The organism is Citrobacter sp. C1 (assembly GCF_014596895.2).
Taxonomy (GTDB): Bacteria; Pseudomonadota; Gammaproteobacteria; order Enterobacterales; family Enterobacteriaceae; genus Citrobacter; species Citrobacter gillenii.
The window spans coordinates 2,591,180-2,611,887 of record NZ_CP115035.1 but is presented as its reverse complement, the minus strand read 5'-3'; the positions used below and the strand labels follow the sequence as shown (position 1 = coordinate 2,611,887).

Genomic DNA, 20,708 nt, shown 5'->3' with positions numbered 1-20,708 from the left:
GATGCACACTCATTGTTAAGGAAGCTGCTATGGTTCAGCGTATTACTATTGCGCCGCAAGGCCCGGAATTTTCTCGCTTTGTCATGGGGTACTGGCGGCTGATGGACTGGAATATGTCCGCGCGCCAGCTCGTCAGCTTTATTGAAGAACATCTTGACCTGGGCGTAACCACCGTCGATCACGCTGATATTTATGGTGGATACCAGTGCGAAGCGGCGTTTGGCGAGGCGATGAAGCTGGCTCCGCATCTGCGTGAAAAAATGCAGATCGTGACCAAATGCGGTATTGCCACCACGGCACGGGCGGAAAATACCCTCGGTCACTACATCACCGACAGCGACCATATTATTGCCAGCGCGGAGCAGTCGCTGAAACTGCTGGCGACCGACCATATTGATCTGCTCTTGATCCATCGTCCCGATCCGCTGATGGATGCCGACGAAGTGGCTGAGGCGTTTAAGAAACTGCATCATAGCGGCAAAGTGCGTCACTTTGGCGTGTCTAACTTTACGCCTGCGCAGTTTTCCCTGTTGCAATCACGTCTGCCGTTTACGCTGGCAACCAATCAGGTTGAGATTTCCCCGGTGCATCAGCCACTGCTGCTGGATGGCACCTTAGATCAGCTGCAACAACTGCGTATCCGGCCAATGGCCTGGTCCTGTCTGGGTGGTGGACGACTGTTCAATGATGATGCTTTCCAACCGCTGCGCAATGAACTCGCCACCATTGCGCAAGAATTGAATGCGCAGTCCATTGAGCAGGTGGTCTATGCGTGGATCCTTCGTCTACCGTCACAGCCGCTGCCGATTATTGGCTCAGGGAAAATTGAGCGCGTTCGCGCTGCTATTGAGGCCGAATCGTTAACCATGTCCCGCCAGCAATGGTTCCGTATCCGTAAAGCCGCGTTGGGTTACGACGTACCGTAATCGCGTTTTCGGCGTTCCGTCGCTCAAAATTGCGTCACTGGTTTACACTTATCAGTCAGACACATAGTGACGGAGGTCGTATGAAGCGTTTGAGTATCGCCATAATCACCTTACTGGCCTGTGCGGGCGCACAGGCTGCCAGTGAGCAAGTTGAGATGAACCTGGTGACTTCGCAAGGGGTAGGTCAGTCGATTGGTTCAGTAACTATTTCTGAAACTGCGCAAGGGCTGGCGTTTACGCCTGACCTGAAAGCACTGCCGCCAGGAGAACATGGTTTCCATGTCCATGCCAACGGCAGCTGTCAGCCTGCGATTAAAGAAGGCAAAGCTTCTGCCGCTGAATCGGCAGGGGGACATCTTGACCCGCATAAAACCGGAAAACATGAAGGTCCGGAGGGGGCTGGGCACATGGGCGACCTACCGTTGCTGGTGGTCAATGCCGAAGGTCACGCCACAACGGCTGTTACCGCCCCACGCCTGAAATCACTGGATGAGGTCAAAGGTAAGGCGCTGATGGTCCATGTGGGTGGCGATAACATGTCCGATCAGCCAAAACCTCTAGGCGGTGGCGGGGCGCGTTACGCCTGCGGGGTTATCAAATAATCAACGGCTCAGCGTGCCTGGCGGCGGAGCCTGTTCAAGCTGAGACAACGAACAGTGTAAACGCCAGATAAGCGCCGCCAGCTCTTGTGCGGCAGGCTGATGATGATGTGCAAGCGTATCGCAGATGCGCTGTAACTCGTTAAGCGTGGCATTCAGTGGACGCTGCTGGACGCCACGCTCGCTCATCACATCGCGCAGCAGTGAAATACACACATCTCTGACGCGGGCCAACGGATCGGAGCGCGCTTCCCAGGCGCGCAGCTGCCACACCACATGCGAGCAGTTCAGCAACACGACGCCCCAGCGTAATAACCACCGCCGCGCCAGCGCATCCTGGCTGTTACTGAGCTGGCTGACATGATGATAGGTTAACGACTCAAATTCATGTTCGCTGTGTGCCGGATGCCGACTGAGCTGATCGACAAAATCCCGGCGCAGGGCGCGAATATGACGACGACTCTTTCTCGCGTCTGAGCCTGGCCGCAGGATAGCAAAGGCCAACCAGGATAACGCTACGCCGGTTATTTTTGCCAGATTATCATTCAGGAAATCGGCGAAGTCATACACCGGCGGATTGGTTACGGCGATAAACGATCCCATAAAGACGATCAACTGCCCCCAAAGCCCCGCCAGAGCAGGCATTTGCAGCTTTAGCAGTTGCATGGTGGCGAGCAGTGGGAAGAGAAACAGAATGAATTGCCACAGGTCGGTAATTTGTACCATCAGACCGAACTTCACCACAAAGCTGAACAATGACAGCAGCACTAACGTGCGCATCAGCAGTGAGAGTGATTTGAACGGGGTGGCAACGGCGGAATACAGTACGCAGCTAATCGCCGCCAGCGTCAGCGCACCCGCGCCGGATTCCCATTGTGCGCCGATGCTCCACGCGCCAATCACCATCAACGTGATGAAGGTACGTAACCCACTCCAGATGGCTTCCGCGTTGTCGGTATGGCGAGCCAGGCCCGGCGTGCGGTTCACGCTGATGCGCTCGGCGGTCACGCCTTTTTCCAGCAAATGCAGATAATGGCTGCTTTGCAGGTAAATTCGGCAGAAATAACGTAGCCGTTGCCAGAAGGCGACATGCCGGTAGTCGTGGGAGTCCTGCGGACGCAGGGGGGCAATAATGCGGGCTACCGTGTAGCTATCGGTATCGGATTTCACCAGTGCACTGAGTAGCTGTTCGATGACTTCCCGGGTGTGAGCAGGAGGATTTGGCCAGTTAAGCAGCATTCTGCGCAGGCTGGAGATCACGCTGGTCAGACGCAGTTGCTGATGCAGCAGTGAATTGAGCAGGGCAATCTGCCGTCGAAAGCGATAGTGGCTCCAGAATGCCTGAATACGCAGCAGATTCATGGTCAGAATCTGGCCGATTACCCCTTCGTGGGCTGAGCGGATCGCATCGGTGGTTTCGGGTTGCCAGAGTAAGCTAGCATGTTCCAGCAAACGCGCGTGCATGTTTTTCAGCGCCGTCAGCAACGCTGTACCATCAGACGTGCTGGGCAGGATCATCATCATCATGCCCCCGCAGAGTATCCCGACCATCACTTCGCACACGCGCGCCTGGGCAATATCCCACAGTTGCGTAACCTCAATGGTGTTGACCATCGGAAACGCAATAATAGCCGCGGTGTAGCCTGCCAGTTGAAACGCGTAGGCCACGTTGTTGGTAAAGTGCGCGCAGGCCCAGGTGCATAAACCAATCCAGGCCGACATGCTGAGTAAAAATAACCACGGTTCATTGAGGGTGTGGCCAGCAATAATCAATGCCGCCGTGGCACCAAGCAAACTGCCTGCCACGCGGCCCAGACTTTTGCTGATGACACCGCCCACGGTGGGAAAGCTAACCACCGCAGCGGAGGTCATCGCCCAGTAGGGTTCATCCAGATTCAGGTAATAGGCGAATGTTAACGCCAGGCACATCGCGATGGTGTTTCGCAGCGCGTAACGCCACTGTGCCGCGTTGGCTTTCAACCACGGTAAATTGCCCAGCGTCAGGTGAAGCCGTTTCATTTTTTCTGACCAATCGACACGCTGCAGGTGGTACCTGAAACCAGTGTGACATCGTGCGGTAGTGCGTCAAATTCGATACGCACGGGCACCCGTTGCGCCAGACGCACCCACGGTACGTTGGGTTTGATGTCAGGAATCAGACCGGAATCACTCTCTACACTTTGATCGTAAATCGCACGACCAATACTGGAAACGTGACCCTGTAACTTTATATTGCCGCTGTACAATGTAATCAGCGCCGGTGCGCCCTCGCGAATATGGCGGAGCTTGGTTTCTTCAAAATAGCCCATCACATAAAATGAACGACTGTCGACCAGCGCAAACAGGGGTTTACCGGTACTGGCATAATCGCCACCGCGTGTAGAAAGATTCGTCACCCAACCAGCGACAGGAGCTTTAACTTCCGTTTGGGTCAATTGCCACTGCGCTTGCCGTAATTGGGCCTGTGCTGCCTCCACGCTTGCCTGCATCGCTTTCACGTTGAGGTTGGCCGTGTCCAGATCCTCGGCAGAGATATAATTTTGCGACAGATGACGGCGGCGATTGGCCTCGTTATTAGCCTTTGCCAGATCGGACTGTGCTTTCGCCAGCTGCGCCTGTGCATTCAGTTCAGCAATATGAAACGGCGTCTTATCGATAACAAACAGCACGTCGCCTGCATTAACAAACTGATTATCTTTAATATTGAGTTGGGTAATGCTGCCGGAAACCTGTGGGGTGATACTGACCTGCTCCGCACGAACTTTGCCATCGCGCGTCCAGGGGGACTGCATATAATAATTCCACATCCACCAACCCGCGAGAACGGCAACAACTGCGACTATAATAGTGGAGAAGTATTTAACGGTTTTGAGCGACATAATCACCACACAATCAGCATAACAAAGCCCAGACACACGCAAAGCGCAAAGAGCGACAGATCCATTAACAAGGGATGCCAGATTTCGCCGGAGTACATCCAGTCGCGCAGTACGCGATGAACAACCAACCAGAAGATAAATCCGCAGATAAACGCTTTGAAAAGTGGAGGGAAGTAAACAGATGCACCGATCATTAAATCTTGTAGGGGCAATCCTGTTGCATTAAACATAAACTTCACGGGCAAAATCCTTGACGGAAGAGAGCATTGCTATAGGTTTAGCAAAAAAAGGGACAATCAGTCTCTTTAACGCATAATGTCTGAAAAAATGTCATCCGGTAAGCAAATTTGGCAATACATTTGTTTTGGGAATACAAATGCTGCACACTATTCTAAAATCAGCATAACAACTTAGCAAGCTAATTATAAGGAGATGAAATTGGAATCGCCACTAGGTTCTGATCTGGCACGGTTGGTGCGCATTTGGCGTGCTCTGATTGACCATCGCCTGAAGCCTTTGGAGTTGACGCAGACGCATTGGGTGACGCTGCACAACATTCATCAGCTGCCACCGGATCAATCGCAGATCCAGCTGGCTAAAGCGATAGGGATTGAGCAGCCTTCTCTGGTGCGTACGCTCGACCAACTGGAAGAAAAGGGACTCATTTCACGACAGACTTGCGCCAGCGATCGTCGAGCAAAGAGAATTAAACTGACGGAGAAAGCCGAGCCGCTGATCGCTGATATGGAAGCGGTTATCAACAAAACGCGCGGAGAGATTCTGGAAGGGATTTCAACCGAGGAAATTAATCTGCTGATTAAACTGGTTGCCCGACTGGAACACAATATTATTGAGCTACAGTCTCAGGGCTGATGCGAAAATCTACGTGTGGCCAGTATCTGACTGACCACACGTAAATTCGATTAGCGCGGAGAAACGGTAACTTCTTTGCCGTTGCTGGCCATCACAACACGCTGACCTGAAGCGAATTTGGTCGCGCCTTGTTTCTGCACCACCATAATGGTGTTCCCGTCATCCTTACGGATTTCCAGTTCCACACCCTGTGTTTTATTGATCGCACCCTGGACGCTTTGACCTGCTACGCCGCCTGCAACCGCACCTGCCGCCGTAGCTAATGAACGACCAGAACCGCCGCCGACGGTGTTACCAAGGAATCCACCGAGTACAGCGCCGCCGATCGCGCCGATGACGTTGGCATCATCGCCACCCTGAATTTGCACCGGACGGACATGAACGATCGTACCGTAGGTTACGTTCTGCACCTGTTTCGCTTCGGATGCGGTATACACGTCACCTGAAAGACTATCACTGTTAACACAACCCGCTAAAGATAATCCCATTAATGAAACAATCAGTGCACGTTTAATCATTTATAACTCTCCTTTACACCACGAAACGCTAATAAAGCACCCTTCATGGTTAAATTATATGGCATTTGTGAGCCTAAGGTCACATGTTCTACTGGAACAGTATGAAAATCTTAACCGAAATCAGGTTAACTGAGTATAAACGAATCATTCATCAAATTGATTGAATAGATGGCAGCTTGTCATGATTAGCCATCAAAAATCATCAACGAAGCATGGAATTAATCAGCACTTTATGGTTGAGTGTCAAGGCTAACGTGTTTAAAAGGATGACGTATGAAATCGGGCCGTTTTATCGGTGTTATGTCTGGAACCAGCCTTGATGGTGTTGATGTTGTGCTGGCAGCAATAGATGAAACGATGGTCGCGCAGCAGGCGAGTCTGACCTGGCCCATCCCTCTCCATTTGAAACAGGCCATTCTCGATATCTGCCAGGGGCAGCAACTCACCCTCTCGCAGTATGGGCAACTGGATACACAATTGGGGCGTTTATTCGCCGAGGCGGTAAATGCGCTGCTGGCGCAGCAAAAATTAAAGCCGCAGGATATTGTCGCAATTGGCTGCCACGGACAAACCGTCTGGCATGAGCCGACAGGCAGTGCGCCGCATACCCTGCAAATTGGCGACAACAACCAGATTGTGGCGCATACCGGCATCACCGTAGTCGGCGATTTTCGCCGGCGTGATATTGCGCTAGGCGGGCAGGGTGCACCGCTGGTTCCCGCTTTTCATCAGGCGCTGTTGGCGCACCCAACTGAGCGTCGGATGGTGTTGAATATCGGCGGTATAGCTAATTTGTCACTGCTTATTCCTCAGCGCCCTGTACGCGGTTATGACACCGGGCCTGGTAATATACTGATGGATGCCTGGATCTGGCGGCAATGTGGAAAACCTTACGATAAAGACGCGCAATGGGCCTGCGAAGGTACGGTTATTCTTCCGTTGTTGCAAAGCATGCTGAGCGATCCCTATTTTGCCGCGCCGGCACCTAAAAGTACCGGCCGCGAGTACTTTAATTATGGTTGGATCGAACGTCATCTGGCGCAGTTCCCGGGACTGGCCGCGCGTGATGTGCAGACGACGCTTGCTGAACTGACGGCGGTGACGATATCCGAGCAGGTCCTGTTGAGCGGTGGCTGCGAGCGCTTGATGGTCTGCGGCGGTGGAAGCCGTAATCCGCTGCTGATGATGCGCCTGGCGGCACTGTTGCCCGGCACGGAAGTGACCTCGACCGATGAAGCCGGTATTAGCGGGGATGATATGGAAGCGTTAGCTTTTGCCTGGCTGGCATGGCGCACACTGGCGGGATTACCGGGTAATTTACCCTCAGTTACCGGTGCGACGGAGTCCAGCGTTTTAGGCGCTATTTTTCCCGCAAACCCACGAACTCAGAGTTAACTGAAATTATCCTGGCGACGATGCCGGTAAACTAGGGATGTTAGGGAGGGGGTTATTCCCCTCCGGGACCAGGAATGTCTTCAGGATAGGGCTATGAAAAAACTGTTATTGGTATGTTTGCCGGTACTGCTTACCGGCTGTAGTGTCTACAACCAATTTGTCGAGCGTATGCAAACGGATACCCTCGAATATCGCTGTGATGAAAAACCGCTGACCGTGAAATTGAACAATACCCAACAAACGGCAAGCTTTGTTTACGATAATCAGTTAGTGAATCTTAAACAGGGTGTATCAGCATCGGGCGCGCGTTACACCGATGGCATCTATGTCTTCTGGTCTAAAGGCGACAGCGCGACGGTCTATAAACGTGACAGAGTTGTGTTAAATAACTGTCAGTTACAGAACCCGAAGCGTTGAGATTTTCACCTGGGCGGCGCACAATAGCGTCACCCACTGACAATCCGTAGCCCAAACATCATGTCTGATAACGACGAATTGCAGCAAATCGCGCATCTGCGCCGTGAATACACGAAAGGCGGTCTTCGCCGCCGCGATCTTCCCGCCGAGCCGCTTGCGCTTTTTGAGCGCTGGCTCGGACAAGCCTGTGACGCCAAACTCGCCGATCCGACTGCCATGGTAGTGGCCACCGTTGATGAAAACGGCCAGCCGTACCAGCGCATCGTGTTGCTCAAACATTATGATGACAAAGGTTTGGTATTTTATACCAACATGGGCAGCCGTAAGGCGCACCAGATAGAGCATAACCCCCGCATTAGCCTGCTGTTTCCGTGGCATACGCTGGAACGGCAGGTGATGGTGATTGGTAAGGCCGAACGTCTTTCTACGCTTGAGGTAGTGAAGTACTTCCACAGTCGCCCACGCGACAGCCAAATTGGCGCCTGGGTATCAAAACAGTCCAGTCGTATCTCCGCACGCGGTATTCTCGAAAGCAAATTTCTTGAACTGAAGCAGAAGTTTCAGCAGGGGGAAGTCCCGCTGCCAAGTTTCTGGGGCGGTTTTCGCGTGAGTATTGAGCAAATGGAGTTCTGGCAGGGCGGCGAAAACCGCTTACACGATCGTTTTTTATACCAGCGTGAAGACAACGCGTGGAAAATCGATCGCCTGGCCCCCTAAAGATGCAAAATTCTTGTTTTAAGCGCTGGCACTGATGAATCCGGCGCTTTATTCTATGTCTCTTTCGCATCAGGCGAAAAGTCGTGTACCGGCAAAGGTGCAGTCGTTTTATACATGGAGATTTTGATGGCAAGCAGTAACTTGATTAAACAATTGCAAGAGCGGGGGCTGGTGGCCCAGGTGACGGACGAAGAAGCGTTAGCAGAGCGACTGGCGCAAGGCCCGATCGCGCTCTATTGCGGCTTCGACCCTACCGCTGACAGCTTGCATTTGGGGCATCTGGTTCCATTGTTATGCCTGAAACGCTTCCAGCAGGCAGGCCATAAGCCTGTCGCACTGGTAGGTGGTGCAACCGGTCTGATTGGTGACCCGAGCTTTAAAGCCGCCGAGCGTAAACTGAATACCGAAGACACCGTGCAAGAGTGGGTGGATAAAATCCGCAAACAGGTTGCACCGTTCCTCGATTTCGACTGTGGCGACAACTCCGCGATTGCTGCGAACAACTACGACTGGTTTGGCGGTATGAATGTACTGACTTTCCTGCGTGATATCGGCAAGCATTTCTCTGTGAACCAGATGATCAACAAAGAAGCGGTGAAGCAGCGTCTGAACCGTGACGATCAGGGCATCTCCTTTACCGAGTTTTCTTACAACCTGCTGCAAGGGTATGACTTCGCCTGCCTGAACAAACTGCACGGTGTGGCGCTGCAAATCGGGGGTTCTGACCAGTGGGGTAACATTACCTCCGGTATCGATCTGACCCGCCGTTTACACCAGAATCAGGTGTTCGGCCTGACGGTTCCGCTGATCACCAAAGCAGACGGGACCAAGTTCGGTAAAACGGAAGGTGGCGCAGTCTGGCTGGATCCGAAGAAAACCAGTCCGTACAAGTTCTACCAGTTCTGGATTAACACCGCCGATGCTGATGTCTATCGCTTCCTTAAATTCTTCACCTTTATGGACATTGAAGAGATCAATGCCCTGGAAGAAGAAGATAAGAACAGCGGTAAAGCGCCGCGTGCCCAGTATGTTCTGGCGGAGCAGGTTACGCGTCTGGTTCACGGTGAAGAAGGTCTGGTGGCGGCAAAACGCATCACCGAATGCCTGTTCAACGGGAACTTAAGCGATCTCAGCGAAGCCGATTTCGAGCAGTTGGCGCAGGATGGCGTGCCGATGATCGAAATGGAAAAAGGTGCCGATCTGATGCAGGCGCTGGTGGACTCAGAACTGCAGCCGTCTCGCGGCCAGGCGCGTAAGACCATTGCGTCGAATGCGGTAACCATCAACGGTGAAAAACAGTCAGATCCGGAATACTTCTTCCAGGACAGTGACATTTTGTTTGGGCGCTACACGTTACTGCGCCGCGGCAAAAAGAACTATTGTCTGATTTGCTGGAAATAATGCGTTAAGGAATGGGAGTGAGAAATCACTCCCTTATTTTTGTTCAGGTAAAAAAATGAAGAATATCCTCGCCATCCAGTCCCACGTTGTTTTTGGTCATGCGGGCAACAGTGCAGCAGAATTTCCGATGCGCCGTCTTGGCGCCAACGTCTGGCCTCTTAATACCGTTCAGTTCTCTAACCATACCCAATACGGCAAATGGACCGGCTGCGTGATGCCGCCCAGCCACCTGACCGAAATTGTCCAGGGTATTGCCGATATCGATAAACTTAAAACTTGTGATGCTGTGCTGAGCGGCTACCTCGGTTCAGCAGAGCAGGGCGAACATATTCTGGGAATTGTCCGTCAGGTAAAGTCGGCTAATCCACAGGCGAAGTATTTCTGCGACCCCGTGATGGGACATCCGGAAAAAGGCTGTATTGTCGCACCGGGCGTCGCCGAGTTTCACGTGCGCCACGCGTTGCCGGCCAGCGATATTATCGCGCCTAATTTGGTAGAGCTTGAGATCCTTTGCGAGCACGCGGTGACCAACGTGGATGAAGCGGTATTAGCGGCGCGTGAGCTGATTGCTCAAGGGCCTGAGGTGGTGCTGGTGAAACATCTTGCTCGCGCAGGGATGAGTCCCGACCGTTTCGAGATGCTGCTGGTCACCGCTGAGCAGGCGTGGCATATCAGTCGTCCGCTGGTGGATTTTGGTGCGCGTCAGCCTGTGGGTGTGGGTGATGTGACCAGCGGTTTGCTACTGGTAAAACTGTTACAGGGCGCGACGGTGCAGCAGGCGCTTGAGCATGTAACGGCGGCGGTGTATGAGATTATGATTGCGACCAAAGAGATGCATGAGTATGAACTGCAGGTCGTTGCTGCACAGGATCGCATTGCAAAACCAGAACACTATTTTAGCGCTACGCAGCTGTAATCAATGCCCGATGGCGCTCACGCTTATCGGGCTTACGTTTGTTTGGCTGTAGGCCGGGTGAGCATGCGCCACCCGGCAACAACCATTAATTTAACCCTTCTGCCTTAAGCGCCGCTGCCACTGCCGGGCGCTCAGCCATCCGCGCCATATAGGCTTCGATATGGCTTAATCCTGCCATATTCAATTTCACGGCATACGCCCAACGCAGTACGGTGAACAGATAAGCATCTGCAATGGAAAAACGCTGGCCGCAGATCCACGGGTTGTCCTGCAGTGAATCGTTCACATACTGCATTTTTTTCTCCAGCAGTGCGCGTACGGTCGGCTTGTACTCTTCCGGCGTATCGGGACGGAATAATGGCGTAAAGCCTTTATGCAGTTCTGTCGCAATATAGTTAAGCCACTCCAGCGTTTTGTAACGCGAGAGGCTGCTGGTTGGGGCAAGAAGCTGGCGATCGGGTACCGAATCGGCCAGGTACTGCATGATGGCCACGCCTTCGGTTAGTAGCGTACCATCGTCCAGCAGCAGAGCAGGAACTTGTCCCTTTGGGTTTACCGCGAAAAAATCATCGCCGTTTTCCAGGCGTTTCTTCATCAGATCAACACCATCAAGGGTGAAATCTTTACCGCTTTCGCGAAGCGTGATGTGCGAAGCGAGAGAACACGCGCCCGGTTTGTAGAACAGTTTCATCGGTAACTCCTTTTGGCTGAGGTATATCGTATGGTAGTGCGACCTCAGCCAAAAAAAAAGCCGCTAACATCAGTTAGCGGCCTGAAAAGAAGTTTCCCTGAGAATTACGCTGTTGCGGTCTTAGAGGCTTTCTCGCTGACATCATCGTCCTGAGTCATACGGTTCAGCTTCGGTGCTGTCAGCAGCATCAGAACAGCGATAACTGCCGTTGCAATACCGATTTGCAGGAACACACGACCATAGACTTCCAGAGACATCAGTGGGTCGGTCACATTCTCCGGTACAGCCATCATGTTAGCAACATAGCCACCGATGATGTTTGCACCGGCAGTGGTCAGGAACCAGCTACCCATGATGAAGCCCATCAGACGCTGTGGTACCAACTGCGCAACCATTGCCAGACCCAGACCAGAGATCATCAGTTCACCGATACTCTGCAGACCGTAGCAAATGATCAGCCAGTTAACGGAAACGATACCCGCATCGGTGGCAAATTTCGCACCCAGCGGCAGGATCAGGAATGCACCGGAACACAGCACCATACCGATAGCAAACTTGGTCGGCATTGGCAGGGTGTCACCCATCTTGTTATAGATAGCGGCAAGGATTGGGCTACCAATGATGATCCAGAACGGGTTCAGTGCCTGATACTGCTCAGGTTCGAACGCGATGCCCAGAATAGAGTGCTCAACGTTACGAATTGCAAAGAAGTTCAGTGATGTCGGCATCTGGCTGTACAGCACGAAGAAGATAATCGCTTCCAGCATCAGAATGAAGGCGACGATCATTTTACGACGTGCGGCACCTTTCATGGCGAAGGCTTCTTTACCGAAGATAAACACGATACCCATAGCCACGACGCCCAGAACCATACGTGCAATGCCCTGGTTGTGCAGTAACCATGTTGCGATAACAATCAACACCACCACGCCAACAATGGTCAGCAGCAGGTTGCGGAAGTTGATCGGCTCAAAGTCTGGTTTAGACCCGTATTGTTTAACCCAACGCTGGCAGAATGCGAAGTTTACGACGGTAATCAGCATCCCGACGACACTGAGTGCGAACGCGGTGCTCCAGCCGTATCGTGCCGCCAGCCATGGAGTAGCAAGCATTGAGAAGAATGAACCGATGTTGACGGACATGTAGTACATAGTAAATGCACCGTCAAGACGCGGGTCATCTTTGGCATAGCAGGTAGAAAGCAGGGATGATGGGTTCGCTTTAAACAGGCCATTACCGACCGCGATGGCCGCCATACCCATATAAACGATACCAGCATCATGACCGGACCATGCGACCAGCGCATAACCGATAGCCAGTACAATGGCACCCAGCATAATGACACGCTTAGTACCCAGAACTTTATCACCTAACCAGCCGCCAATAGCCACCAGGCCGTAAACCAGGGCACTAAAGGAGGAGAAAAGGGTGATGGAATCCGCTTCTGACATACCCAGTTGTTTCACCAGGTAGACGGCCATAATCCCTTGCAGGCCGTAGTAGCCAAAACGTTCCCACAACTCAATTGAGAAAATGAGATAGAACGCTTTTGGTTGTTTGAAGGCGTTTAAGCTCACGCTTTCAGTTGGTTTATTGTTTGCAGTAGACACTTTTACCTCTTTTTTTACATCCCATATCTACGGGGGTGTTCAGGTACGTGATGAGTCAAGTTCATCCGTCCGATTGTTATAGTGGGAGGGGAAACGGCAAGTAATGTTCACTATCTTGCCCCTTCAGACAAGAGGTTTGTAATACTCTGTTACATATATCCAAGGTGGTGAAATCATCGGGGCAGGTAAATGTTATCTAGCGTTAAATTTCTTCAATTGAAAAATGGCAGTTTTTTTCACTGTTCAATGGGGGCGAAAATGGCAAAGCGGCGATATGTTCTGCTATTCAGTGTTGAATCCAGTGATATAGGCCATTATCTGAAAAATACCCAGTGTAATGTTTTGTATCGAATCGACGGGAATAGGTCATCTGATTGTCATTTTAACTATAAAAATAAGAAAAATTAACATCACATTATCAATGTGATCTTGATCACGTATGAATAGAAATTTCTACTACTAAAAAAACGATTAACCTGCTCAGGTGTTAAAGCACAAGAATATTGCATTAGATATACGCAATAGCATGGCATCATTGTCGGGGATTAAGCGATTGGAGAGTGCATAACTAATCGTTATGGTAATAAGGGGCAACGAACGTTACCCCGATTGCATTAGATGTCGACTTTTTCTTTGAATTCACAGAGATCCTCAATGATACAGGAGCCGCAGCGCGGCTTCCTGGCAATGCAGGTGTAGCGACCATGAAGAATTAACCAGTGATGGCAGTCGACTTTAAATTCACTGGGAACGACTTTCAGCAGCTTTTCTTCGACCTGCTCGACGTTTTTCCCTGGGGCGAATTGTGTTCGGTTACACACTCGAAATATATGAGTATCGACAGCGATAGTGGGCCAGCCAAAGGCGGTATTGAGCACCACGTTGGCGGTTTTACGCCCGACGCCAGGCAACGCTTCCAGTGCTGCTCTGTCCTCCGGAACCTCGCCATTGTGCTGTTCGAGCAAAATACGGCAGGTTTTAATCACGTTCTCCGCTTTGCTGTTGAACAATCCGATGGTCTTAATATAAGACTTTACGCCGTCGACCCCAAGTTCCAGCATCGCGGCTGGGGTGTTAGCGACAGGGTACAGTTTTGCGGTGGCTTTATTGACGCTGACATCGGTCGCCTGCGCCGAAAGCAGCACCGAAATCAGTAGCTCAAACGGCGACGTAAAATTGAGTTCGGTGGTGGGGTGCGGATTGTTATCGCGCAGGCGCGTCAGTATTTCCAGCCGTTTTGCTTTGTTCATGACACATTCCCTGTTTCACCCGCCGGAACGTCTGTTAACGCAGCCTGCGCGCGACGTTTCTTCATCTTCTCGTCAATAAGATATTTGATGGCCAGCATCAGCCCCAGCCCGATGAACGCGCCTGGCGGCAGCATGGCTAACAGGAACGGTGTGTCTGTATGGAAAATCTCAATGCGCAGCACTTTTGCCCAACTACCCAGCAGACCATCAGCGCCATCAAACAACGTGCCGTTGCCGATAATCTCGCGCAGTGAGCCCAGCACAAACATCGCACCGGTTGCCCCCATTCCGATGGAAAACCCATCCAGCGCGGAGAGTGCGGGGCCTTTTTTTGCCGCAAAGGCCTCGGCACGACCAACCACAATACAGTTGGTCACAATCAACGGGATGAAGATCCCCAACGACTGATACAACCCGAAGGCGTAGGCGTTAATAAGCATCTGTACGGCACTGACTACCGACGCGATGATCATGACATAAATAGGAATACGAATCTCAGACGGCGTCCAGCGGCGCAGGGCAGAGATGGTCAAGTTGGTTAGCGTTAAAACCAGTGTGGTAGCAAGTCCCAACCCAAGGGCATTGGTTGCGGTAGAGGTGACTGCCAGCAGCGGACACATGCCAAGTAACTGTACCAGTGCGGAGTTGTTTTTCCACAATCCCTGAACAATAACGTCTTTAATTTCGCTCATGGTTTATTCTCCACAGGCGGGAAGTTGAGGAAGTTGTGCAGGCAGCGTCTGTGCATACAGGCCCGCGCGTTTCACCGCATTGACGACTGCGCGGGGGGTGATGGTGGCACCGGTGAACTGGTCGAAGTCACCGCCATCTTTTTTCACCGCCCAATGAGGATCGTTTTCAGCAGAGATCGTTTTGCCGCTAAAGTGCGTTATCCAGTCGGACAGTCGAAGCTCGATTTTATCACCCAGACCGGGCGTTTCATGATGCTCCGTGACCCGCGTACCCAGCACAGTACCGTTAAAATCGACACCAACCAGCAGTTGTATCGCGCCGGAGTAGCCGTCTGGCGCGGTGGCTTCGAGGATGGCAGCAATCGGTCGCTCGTCCTGGCGGGCGATATAAACACGGTGCACCCCTTTACCCAACGCCGGGGCCGCGACCAGATAACAGCTGTCGCGCAGATTATTATTGTAGCGGTCAGTTGGCAGAACCTGATCAAACAGCGCTTTTTGCTGCAGCGTTGCCTGCTCGTCAATCGTAGACTTAGTCAGCTGATTGATTGCCGCTGTTAAGCCCGTAGAGCCAGCGGCAAAGAGTGCCAGAGTGATACCGTGTTTACGAATCGTTTTCAGCATAGGGTGTCCTTAGCGATGTCCGTACACGCGAGGGCGGGTGTAATAATCAATCAACGGGACCGTGATATTTGCCAACAATACCGCAAAGGCCACGCCATCCGGATACCCACCAAAACTGCGAATCAGCCATACCAACAGACCGGCAAGTGCACCAAAAATCAGCCGACCGCGATTGGTCGTCGATGCCGTAACGGGATCGGTAAGAATAAAGAACGCACCGAGCATGGTTGCGCCAGAGAGCAGGTGCAGCTGTGGTGACGCCAGCGACTCGGGAGAGAAAAGCCAGCCTAACGTCGCACAGACAGCGAGCGACAGCAGGAAACTGACCGGAATATGCCAGCGAATAGCGTTTTTCCACAATAGCATGACGCCGCCCGCCAGCCAGGCCAGGTTTACCCACTGCCAGCCTGCGCCTGCAAGCATCCCGCTGTAAATGGGGTACTGCATAACCTGTTCTACCGTGCGTCCGGCGTGCAACGATGTCTTGAACGTATCAAGCGGCGTCGCCTGGCTAATGCCATCGATACCCATGCGTAAGGTGTTCATATCACCGCCGCTTGAGGTATGTCCGGTAAAAATGACGTTAATGGCGTCAACAAATCCCGGTACCGTGGCCGCAATTTCATGCGGGGGAAGCCAGCTTGTCATCTGCACCGGGAAGGAGATAAGCAGAACCACATAGCCGATCATCGCCGGGTTAAACGGGTTTTGCCCGAGGCCGCCATACAGTTGCTTGGCAATGATCACGGCAAATACGGTACCCAGGACCACCATCCACCAGGGGGCCAGCGGCGGAAGGCTGACGGCAAGCAGTAGCCCGGTGAGCAAGGCAGAGTTGTCTTTTAAAATAGCGACAACCGGCTGTTTACGCAGTTTCAATACGCCTGCTTCAGCGGCAATGGCGCTGATGGCGGCGAGAAAAATCTGTACCAACGTGCCCCAACCAAAAAACCAAAGCTGAGCGGCAATCCCCGGTAACGCGGCAATTAACACCAGCAGCATAATACGCGATGTCTGGCGCTGGTTATGGGTATAGGGAGAGCTTGCGATTCTGAATACCATTTATTCCTCGTTAACAACCTGCTGCTGGGCGGCCTTTTTAGCCTGAGCGCGTGCAATAGCGGCCGCAACGGCGGCTTTGCGTGGATCAACTGGTTCGGTGGTCTCGGCGACAACCTGCTGCTCAAGTTTGCGTGCTTTAGCACGGGCAATAGCGGCTTCTACCGCGGCTTTACGCGGGTCAACCGGCTCGGCAGTCTCGGCGATGGCCTGTTGCTGCTCAAGCTTGCGTGCTTTGGCGCGGGCAATGGCGGCTTCTACCGCGGCTTTGCGCGGGTCAACCGGTTCTGCAGTCTCGGCGACGGCCTGTTGCTGCTCAAGCTTGCGTGCTTTGGCACGGGCAATAGCGGCTTCTACCGCGGCTTTGCGCGGATCGGTATCGGTGGTGCTGTCGTTAGCAGGCACATTTTCCGCCTGTTTGGCCCGGGCCTGTGCTTTCCGCGCTTCTCTGGCGGCAATGGCTGCACTATTATCCGGTTTCTCTCCGGCCTGAATAACAATCGGTTGTAAAGCCTGTGCTTGTTTCTCTTTCACCCGTGCAAGTGCGGCAGCAATGGCATCGTTGTCCTTCGCGGCAGGCTGAACGGCGGCGCTTTTATGACGTTCAAGACGCGCGGCTTTTTCACGCTCAAGGCGTGCCTGTCTGGCTTCGAATCGTGCTTTTGCCTCTGCGGCGCGTTTTTCTTCCTGGCTTATGGCGTAAATCTCAGCTTTTTCCTGACGGAAATACTGCACCAGCGGAATATTGCTGGGACATACCCACGCACAGGCACCGCATTCAATGCAGTCAGCGATATTGTGACCGATTGCTTTGTCGTGCTGCTGTCCTTTACTGAACCAGTAAAGCTGCTGAGGCAAGAGATCGGCCGGGCAGGCGTCGGCGCAGGCGCTACAGCGAATGCAGCCTTTTTCTTCCTGCTGCTCACCCATTTCACTGGCAGATGGCGCCAGCAGGCAGTTGGTGATCTTCACTACGGGGACATCAAGCCAGGGGAGGGTGAAGCCCATTAGCGGGCCGCCCATGATGACCATTTGCTCTGCGGAAGGGCAAAAACCTGCGTCATCAAGCAGGTGGCGAACAGGCGTGCCTAAACGTGCCCAGACGTTGCCTGGACGGCTAACGGCTTCGCCGGTCAGCGTTACGACGCGTTCGGTGATCGGTTCTCCGTCGATCACGGCGCGTTTGATAGCATAGGCCGTACCGACGTTTTGCATCAGGACGCCGATATCCGAGGAGCGTCCACCGTGTGGGACCTGTTTTCCGGTCAGAATTTGGGTCAACTGCTTCGCGCCGCCGGAAGGATATTTGGTTGGGATAACGCGCAGGCTGATATCATGTGAGTCCGCCAGCACCGCGCGCAGCATTGATATCGCTTGCGGTTTGTTATCTTCAATCCCCAACAGGATCTCGCGCGGTTGAAGAATGTGGGCCAGAATTCGGATGCCTTCCACCACCTGAGCTGCACAATCCTGCATCAGGCGATCGTCAGCGGTAATGTAGGGCTCACATTCCGCAGCGTTGATGATCAATGTTTCAATTTTATCGCCGCCGCCCTGCAGTTTTACGCCAGTAGGGAAACCAGCACCGCCCAGTCCGGCAACGCCGAACTGATGAATACGGGCAATAAGCTCTTCTCGGCTGCGGGAACGATAGTCAGCCCAGCCTTCACGCTCAATCCAGCGATCTTCGCCATCAGCATCGATTATGACGCTGAGCTCGGCCAATGCTGAAGGGTGCGCAGTGGAGTGCGGAGCAATGGCCACAACGGTGCCGGAGGTTGGCGCGTGCACTGGCAGCATTTTGCCTCGTCCACGCGTCAGCGCCTGGCCGCGCAGGACGTGGTCACCGACGTTTACGCACAGCTCACCCTCAGCACCAATATGCTGTTTGAGCGGAATCACCAGACGCGGCGGCAGTGGTACTTGTCGCAGCGGCGTGCCGTTTGACTGGGCTTTCATTTCGGGCGGATGAATGCCGCCTTCGAAGTCCCAAATTTTGTTTTTTCTGAATGCAGAGAATAGCTTAAACATGTTGTTCCACGGGAATGATGCGCACGGGGATAGTGTTCAAATCCCACTTCCAGCTATCAGGCGTTTCGGCAACCGGACGTAATTCAATACACTGAGTCGGGCAAGGATCAACGCACAGGTTGCATCCGGTACAGAGATCGCTCATGACTGTGTGCATCGCACGCGTCGCGCCGACGATGGCATCAACCGGGCAGGCCTGAATGCACTTTGTACAGCCAATACAGTTATTTTCATCAATGACCGCCAGCATTCTCACCGGCGTAACGTCCTGTTCCTCGCCATCAATAGGCTGCGGATCGACGTTCAGCAGCGTCGCAATTTTTAGCATCACCGCTTCACCACCGGGGGCGCAGCGATTGATTTTTTCGCCCTGACAGCCAATCGCTTCCGCATACGGGCGACAGCCAGGGTAACCGCACTGGCCACATTGACTTTGCGGAAGGATCTCATCGATTTTTTCAACGACCGGGTCGTCCTCAACGGCAAAACGTCGGGAGGCATAGCCTAAAACAGCGCCGAATGCCAGACCCAGTAGACTCACTGCAGCAACGGCAATCCAGATAGCATTCATTACAGCTTCACCAAACCACTAAAGCCCATAAAGGCCAATGACATTAAACCGGCGGTAATCAGCGCAATCGCATTACCGCGAAAAGGTGCCGGAACATCAGCCACGGCGAGGCGCTCGCGAATGGCGGCGAACAGTACCATCACCAGCGAGAAGCCGACGGCAGCGGAAAAACCGTACAGCGCCGACTGTAAAAAGTTATGACCGAGGTTGATATTCAACAACGCGACGCCCAGTACCGCACAGTTAGTGGTGATCAACGGTAAGAAGATCCCCAGCAGGCGATACAGAGCAGGACTCGTTTTGCGCACCACCATTTCGGTAAATTGCACGACCACGGCGATGACTAAGATAAACGCCAGCGTACGCAGGTAGATGAGATCGAGCGGGATGAGGATCCAGGTGTCAATCAGCCATGCGCAAATCGATGCCAGCGTCATTACAAAGGTCGTGGCGAGGCCCATGCCCATCGCCGTTTCCAGTTTTTTGGAAACGCCCATAAACGGGCAGAGACCCAGAAACTTGACCAGTACAAAGTTATTGACCAGTACAGTTCCGACAAACAGCAGCAGGTAATCAGTCATTTTTCGGCCTGAAATAAAAAAGCCGCCTATTATCTGACAATCTACAACAGGCGACAACAGGTTAACTGTAGGGTTATTACGGGTTCACAAACGTCGATTTCACGCGCTGCGAACGCTTGAAATAGGGCACCAGCAATGCAGCAGCCAACAACGGGAACAGTAGCTGGCGGACGGCAAAGTCATCCGGAACAGGTGAAAACGCAAAGGCTTTAATAGCCAGTAACACGGAGATCAGTAACCATAAAATGTAGTGCTTAGGTACACAGCGTCGGCGTTTGAAAAACGCGATAGTCAGCCACAGCGTGTAGTACCACATGGCGATAGCGGTAATAAAGGAAACGCCCCATAACAGTAAATTAGTGGCGCTTTGTTCGCCGAGCGTCTGAAACGTTTGCGGAGTTGCCAGCGCAGTTACATACAACAGGATCGCCAGCGAAGCGCTCAACAACGCCACTAACAGCCAGGCCAGTGGACCAAGTAGCCAGCCTCCGATACGTTGTGCCGGTGTCGTCGTCATCTCTTCTCCAGATTTACGCGTGCAAACAAACATGCCATTCATTTTGGGGCGATTATTATAAAGCTTTTAACGATGAGCGCTACTTTCTTATTTATTGCACATAATGCCAGACGGATTTTGGCACCTGGCCGATATCAAACAGGCGTCCCCCGGAGATTAGCTCCGCCCGGCGGTGATCCGCCGCGCGATACATATTGATAATGTCGCGATCGTCGGTGAGCGTGTAGTTAAGATGATCGAACAGTTTTTCCAGGCTTTCGAGGGAATTGATTTTGCGGAATTTTAATAAGTAATCCTGAACAGTCATATGTGGAGATCCATATTAAGAAAATAACACCAACGGAGTAGTTAATATTAAAAAATAAACAAGGTTGCACAGATAAAAACGCAGGGTGTGCAAAGATACAAATAAGAGTGTTCGTACTGATAGATACGCAGGCA

22 protein-coding genes and 1 pseudogene are annotated in these 20,708 nt (G+C 52.6%); 8 read left to right on the top strand and 15 right to left on the bottom strand.

Features of this window, described 5'->3' with window-relative positions; all coding sequences use genetic code 11:
* Positions 1-29: 29 nt before the first annotated feature.
* Both IB214_RS12580 and sodC read left to right on the top strand, forming a co-directional pair.
* Complete coding sequence (locus tag IB214_RS12580; protein WP_115258571.1) at positions 30-926, top strand: aldo/keto reductase family oxidoreductase; 897 nt, start codon at positions 30-32, stop codon at positions 924-926.
* Positions 927-1,006: 80 nt separating this feature from the next.
* Complete coding sequence (gene sodC / locus IB214_RS12575) at positions 1,007-1,528, top strand: superoxide dismutase [Cu-Zn] SodC (RefSeq protein WP_115258570.1); 522 nt, start codon at positions 1,007-1,009, stop codon at positions 1,526-1,528.
* Here the strand turns inward: sodC and IB214_RS12570 are convergent.
* From IB214_RS12570 to IB214_RS12560, 3 genes and pseudogenes are all read right to left on the bottom strand, one after another.
* A pseudogene (locus IB214_RS12570) lies at positions 1,504-3,544 on the bottom strand (FUSC family protein). The gene sodC and the pseudogene IB214_RS12570 overlap by 25 nt on opposite strands.
* Entirely contained in the window at positions 3,541-4,404 is an 864-nt protein-coding gene (locus IB214_RS12565; RefSeq protein ID WP_117343063.1) for an HlyD family secretion protein, read from the bottom strand. Before IB214_RS12565 ends, IB214_RS12570 begins: the two are co-directional and overlap by 4 nt.
* A gap of 2 nt (positions 4,405-4,406) precedes the next feature.
* A complete protein-coding gene (locus IB214_RS12560) occupies positions 4,407-4,643 on the bottom strand; it encodes a DUF1656 domain-containing protein (RefSeq protein ID WP_096757148.1) in 237 nt (78 codons plus the stop codon).
* Between the two features lie 193 nt (positions 4,644-4,836).
* Here IB214_RS12560 and slyA point away from each other — a divergent pair, with 193 nt between their 5' ends.
* The gene (gene slyA / locus IB214_RS12555; RefSeq protein WP_269473706.1) at positions 4,837-5,277 is read left to right on the top strand and encodes a transcriptional regulator SlyA; all 441 of its coding nucleotides are present in this window, start codon (positions 4,837-4,839) and stop codon (positions 5,275-5,277) included.
* 50 nt (positions 5,278-5,327) lie between these two features.
* On the opposite strand, the gene slyB is transcribed toward slyA, so the two are convergent.
* The gene (gene slyB / locus IB214_RS12550; RefSeq protein WP_096757147.1) at positions 5,328-5,795 is read right to left on the bottom strand and encodes an outer membrane lipoprotein SlyB; all 468 of its coding nucleotides are present in this window, start codon (positions 5,793-5,795) and stop codon (positions 5,328-5,330) included.
* Between the two features lie 273 nt (positions 5,796-6,068).
* On the opposite strand from slyB, the gene anmK reads away from it, so the two are divergent.
* From anmK to pdxY, 5 genes are all read left to right on the top strand, one after another.
* Entirely contained in the window at positions 6,069-7,190 is a 1,122-nt protein-coding gene (gene anmK / locus IB214_RS12545; protein ID WP_117343064.1) for an anhydro-N-acetylmuramic acid kinase, read from the top strand.
* 93 nt (positions 7,191-7,283) lie between these two features.
* Positions 7,284-7,607: a C-type lysozyme inhibitor gene (gene mliC, locus IB214_RS12540; protein WP_096757145.1), complete on the top strand. Its 324-nt coding sequence runs from the start codon at positions 7,284-7,286 to the stop codon at positions 7,605-7,607.
* A 60-nt stretch (positions 7,608-7,667) separates the two neighbouring features.
* Complete coding sequence (pdxH, locus tag IB214_RS12535) at positions 7,668-8,324, top strand: pyridoxamine 5'-phosphate oxidase (RefSeq protein WP_096757144.1); 657 nt, start codon at positions 7,668-7,670, stop codon at positions 8,322-8,324.
* Positions 8,325-8,450: 126 nt separating this feature from the next.
* The gene (gene tyrS, locus IB214_RS12530) at positions 8,451-9,725 is read left to right on the top strand and encodes a tyrosine--tRNA ligase (protein WP_096757143.1); all 1,275 of its coding nucleotides are present in this window, start codon (positions 8,451-8,453) and stop codon (positions 9,723-9,725) included.
* Positions 9,726-9,780: 55 nt separating this feature from the next.
* Positions 9,781-10,641: a pyridoxal kinase PdxY gene (gene pdxY, locus IB214_RS12525; protein WP_115258566.1), complete on the top strand. Its 861-nt coding sequence runs from the start codon at positions 9,781-9,783 to the stop codon at positions 10,639-10,641.
* Between the two features lie 85 nt (positions 10,642-10,726).
* Here the strand turns inward: pdxY and gstA are convergent, their stop codons facing one another.
* From gstA to ydgT, 11 genes are all read right to left on the bottom strand, one after another.
* Positions 10,727-11,332, bottom strand: a complete 606-nt coding sequence (gene gstA, locus IB214_RS12520; RefSeq protein ID WP_096757141.1) for a glutathione transferase GstA — start codon at positions 11,330-11,332, stop codon at positions 10,727-10,729.
* 104 nt (positions 11,333-11,436) lie between these two features.
* Positions 11,437-12,942 carry a dipeptide/tripeptide permease DtpA gene (gene dtpA, locus IB214_RS12515; protein WP_115258565.1) on the bottom strand — a complete coding sequence of 502 codons (1,506 nt, stop codon included), beginning with the start codon at positions 12,940-12,942 and terminating at the stop codon, positions 11,437-11,439.
* 614 nt (positions 12,943-13,556) lie between these two features.
* Positions 13,557-14,192, bottom strand: a complete 636-nt coding sequence (gene nth / locus IB214_RS12510) for an endonuclease III (protein WP_096757138.1) — start codon at positions 14,190-14,192, stop codon at positions 13,557-13,559.
* The gene (locus tag IB214_RS12505; RefSeq protein WP_115258563.1) at positions 14,189-14,884 is read right to left on the bottom strand and encodes an electron transport complex subunit E; all 696 of its coding nucleotides are present in this window, start codon (positions 14,882-14,884) and stop codon (positions 14,189-14,191) included. The genes nth and IB214_RS12505 overlap by 4 nt, the downstream gene beginning before the upstream one ends.
* Before the next feature lie 3 nt (positions 14,885-14,887).
* On the bottom strand, positions 14,888-15,508 hold the full coding sequence (gene rsxG, locus IB214_RS12500) for an electron transport complex subunit RsxG (RefSeq protein WP_117343066.1): 621 nt from the start codon (positions 15,506-15,508) through the stop codon (positions 14,888-14,890).
* Positions 15,509-15,517: 9 nt separating this feature from the next.
* Complete coding sequence (rsxD, locus tag IB214_RS12495) at positions 15,518-16,570, bottom strand: electron transport complex subunit RsxD (RefSeq protein ID WP_117343067.1); 1,053 nt, start codon at positions 16,568-16,570, stop codon at positions 15,518-15,520.
* Entirely contained in the window at positions 16,571-18,598 is a 2,028-nt protein-coding gene (rsxC, locus tag IB214_RS12490) for an electron transport complex subunit RsxC (RefSeq protein WP_117343068.1), read from the bottom strand.
* Complete coding sequence (gene rsxB, locus IB214_RS12485) at positions 18,591-19,169, bottom strand: electron transport complex subunit RsxB (protein ID WP_117343069.1); 579 nt, start codon at positions 19,167-19,169, stop codon at positions 18,591-18,593. The genes rsxC and rsxB overlap by 8 nt, the downstream gene beginning before the upstream one ends.
* Positions 19,169-19,750 (bottom strand): electron transport complex subunit RsxA, encoded by a 582-nt coding sequence (rsxA, locus tag IB214_RS12480; protein ID WP_005121199.1) that lies wholly within the window; start codon positions 19,748-19,750, stop codon positions 19,169-19,171. The genes rsxB and rsxA overlap by 1 nt, the downstream gene beginning before the upstream one ends.
* 76 nt (positions 19,751-19,826) lie before the next feature.
* Entirely contained in the window at positions 19,827-20,267 is a 441-nt protein-coding gene (locus tag IB214_RS12475) for a DUF2569 domain-containing protein (RefSeq protein ID WP_117343070.1), read from the bottom strand.
* A 91-nt stretch (positions 20,268-20,358) separates the two neighbouring features.
* Positions 20,359-20,574, bottom strand: coding sequence for a transcription modulator YdgT (ydgT, locus tag IB214_RS12470; RefSeq protein ID WP_096757131.1), 216 nt, complete (start codon positions 20,572-20,574; stop codon positions 20,359-20,361).
* Between the last annotated feature and the right edge of the window lie 134 nt (positions 20,575-20,708).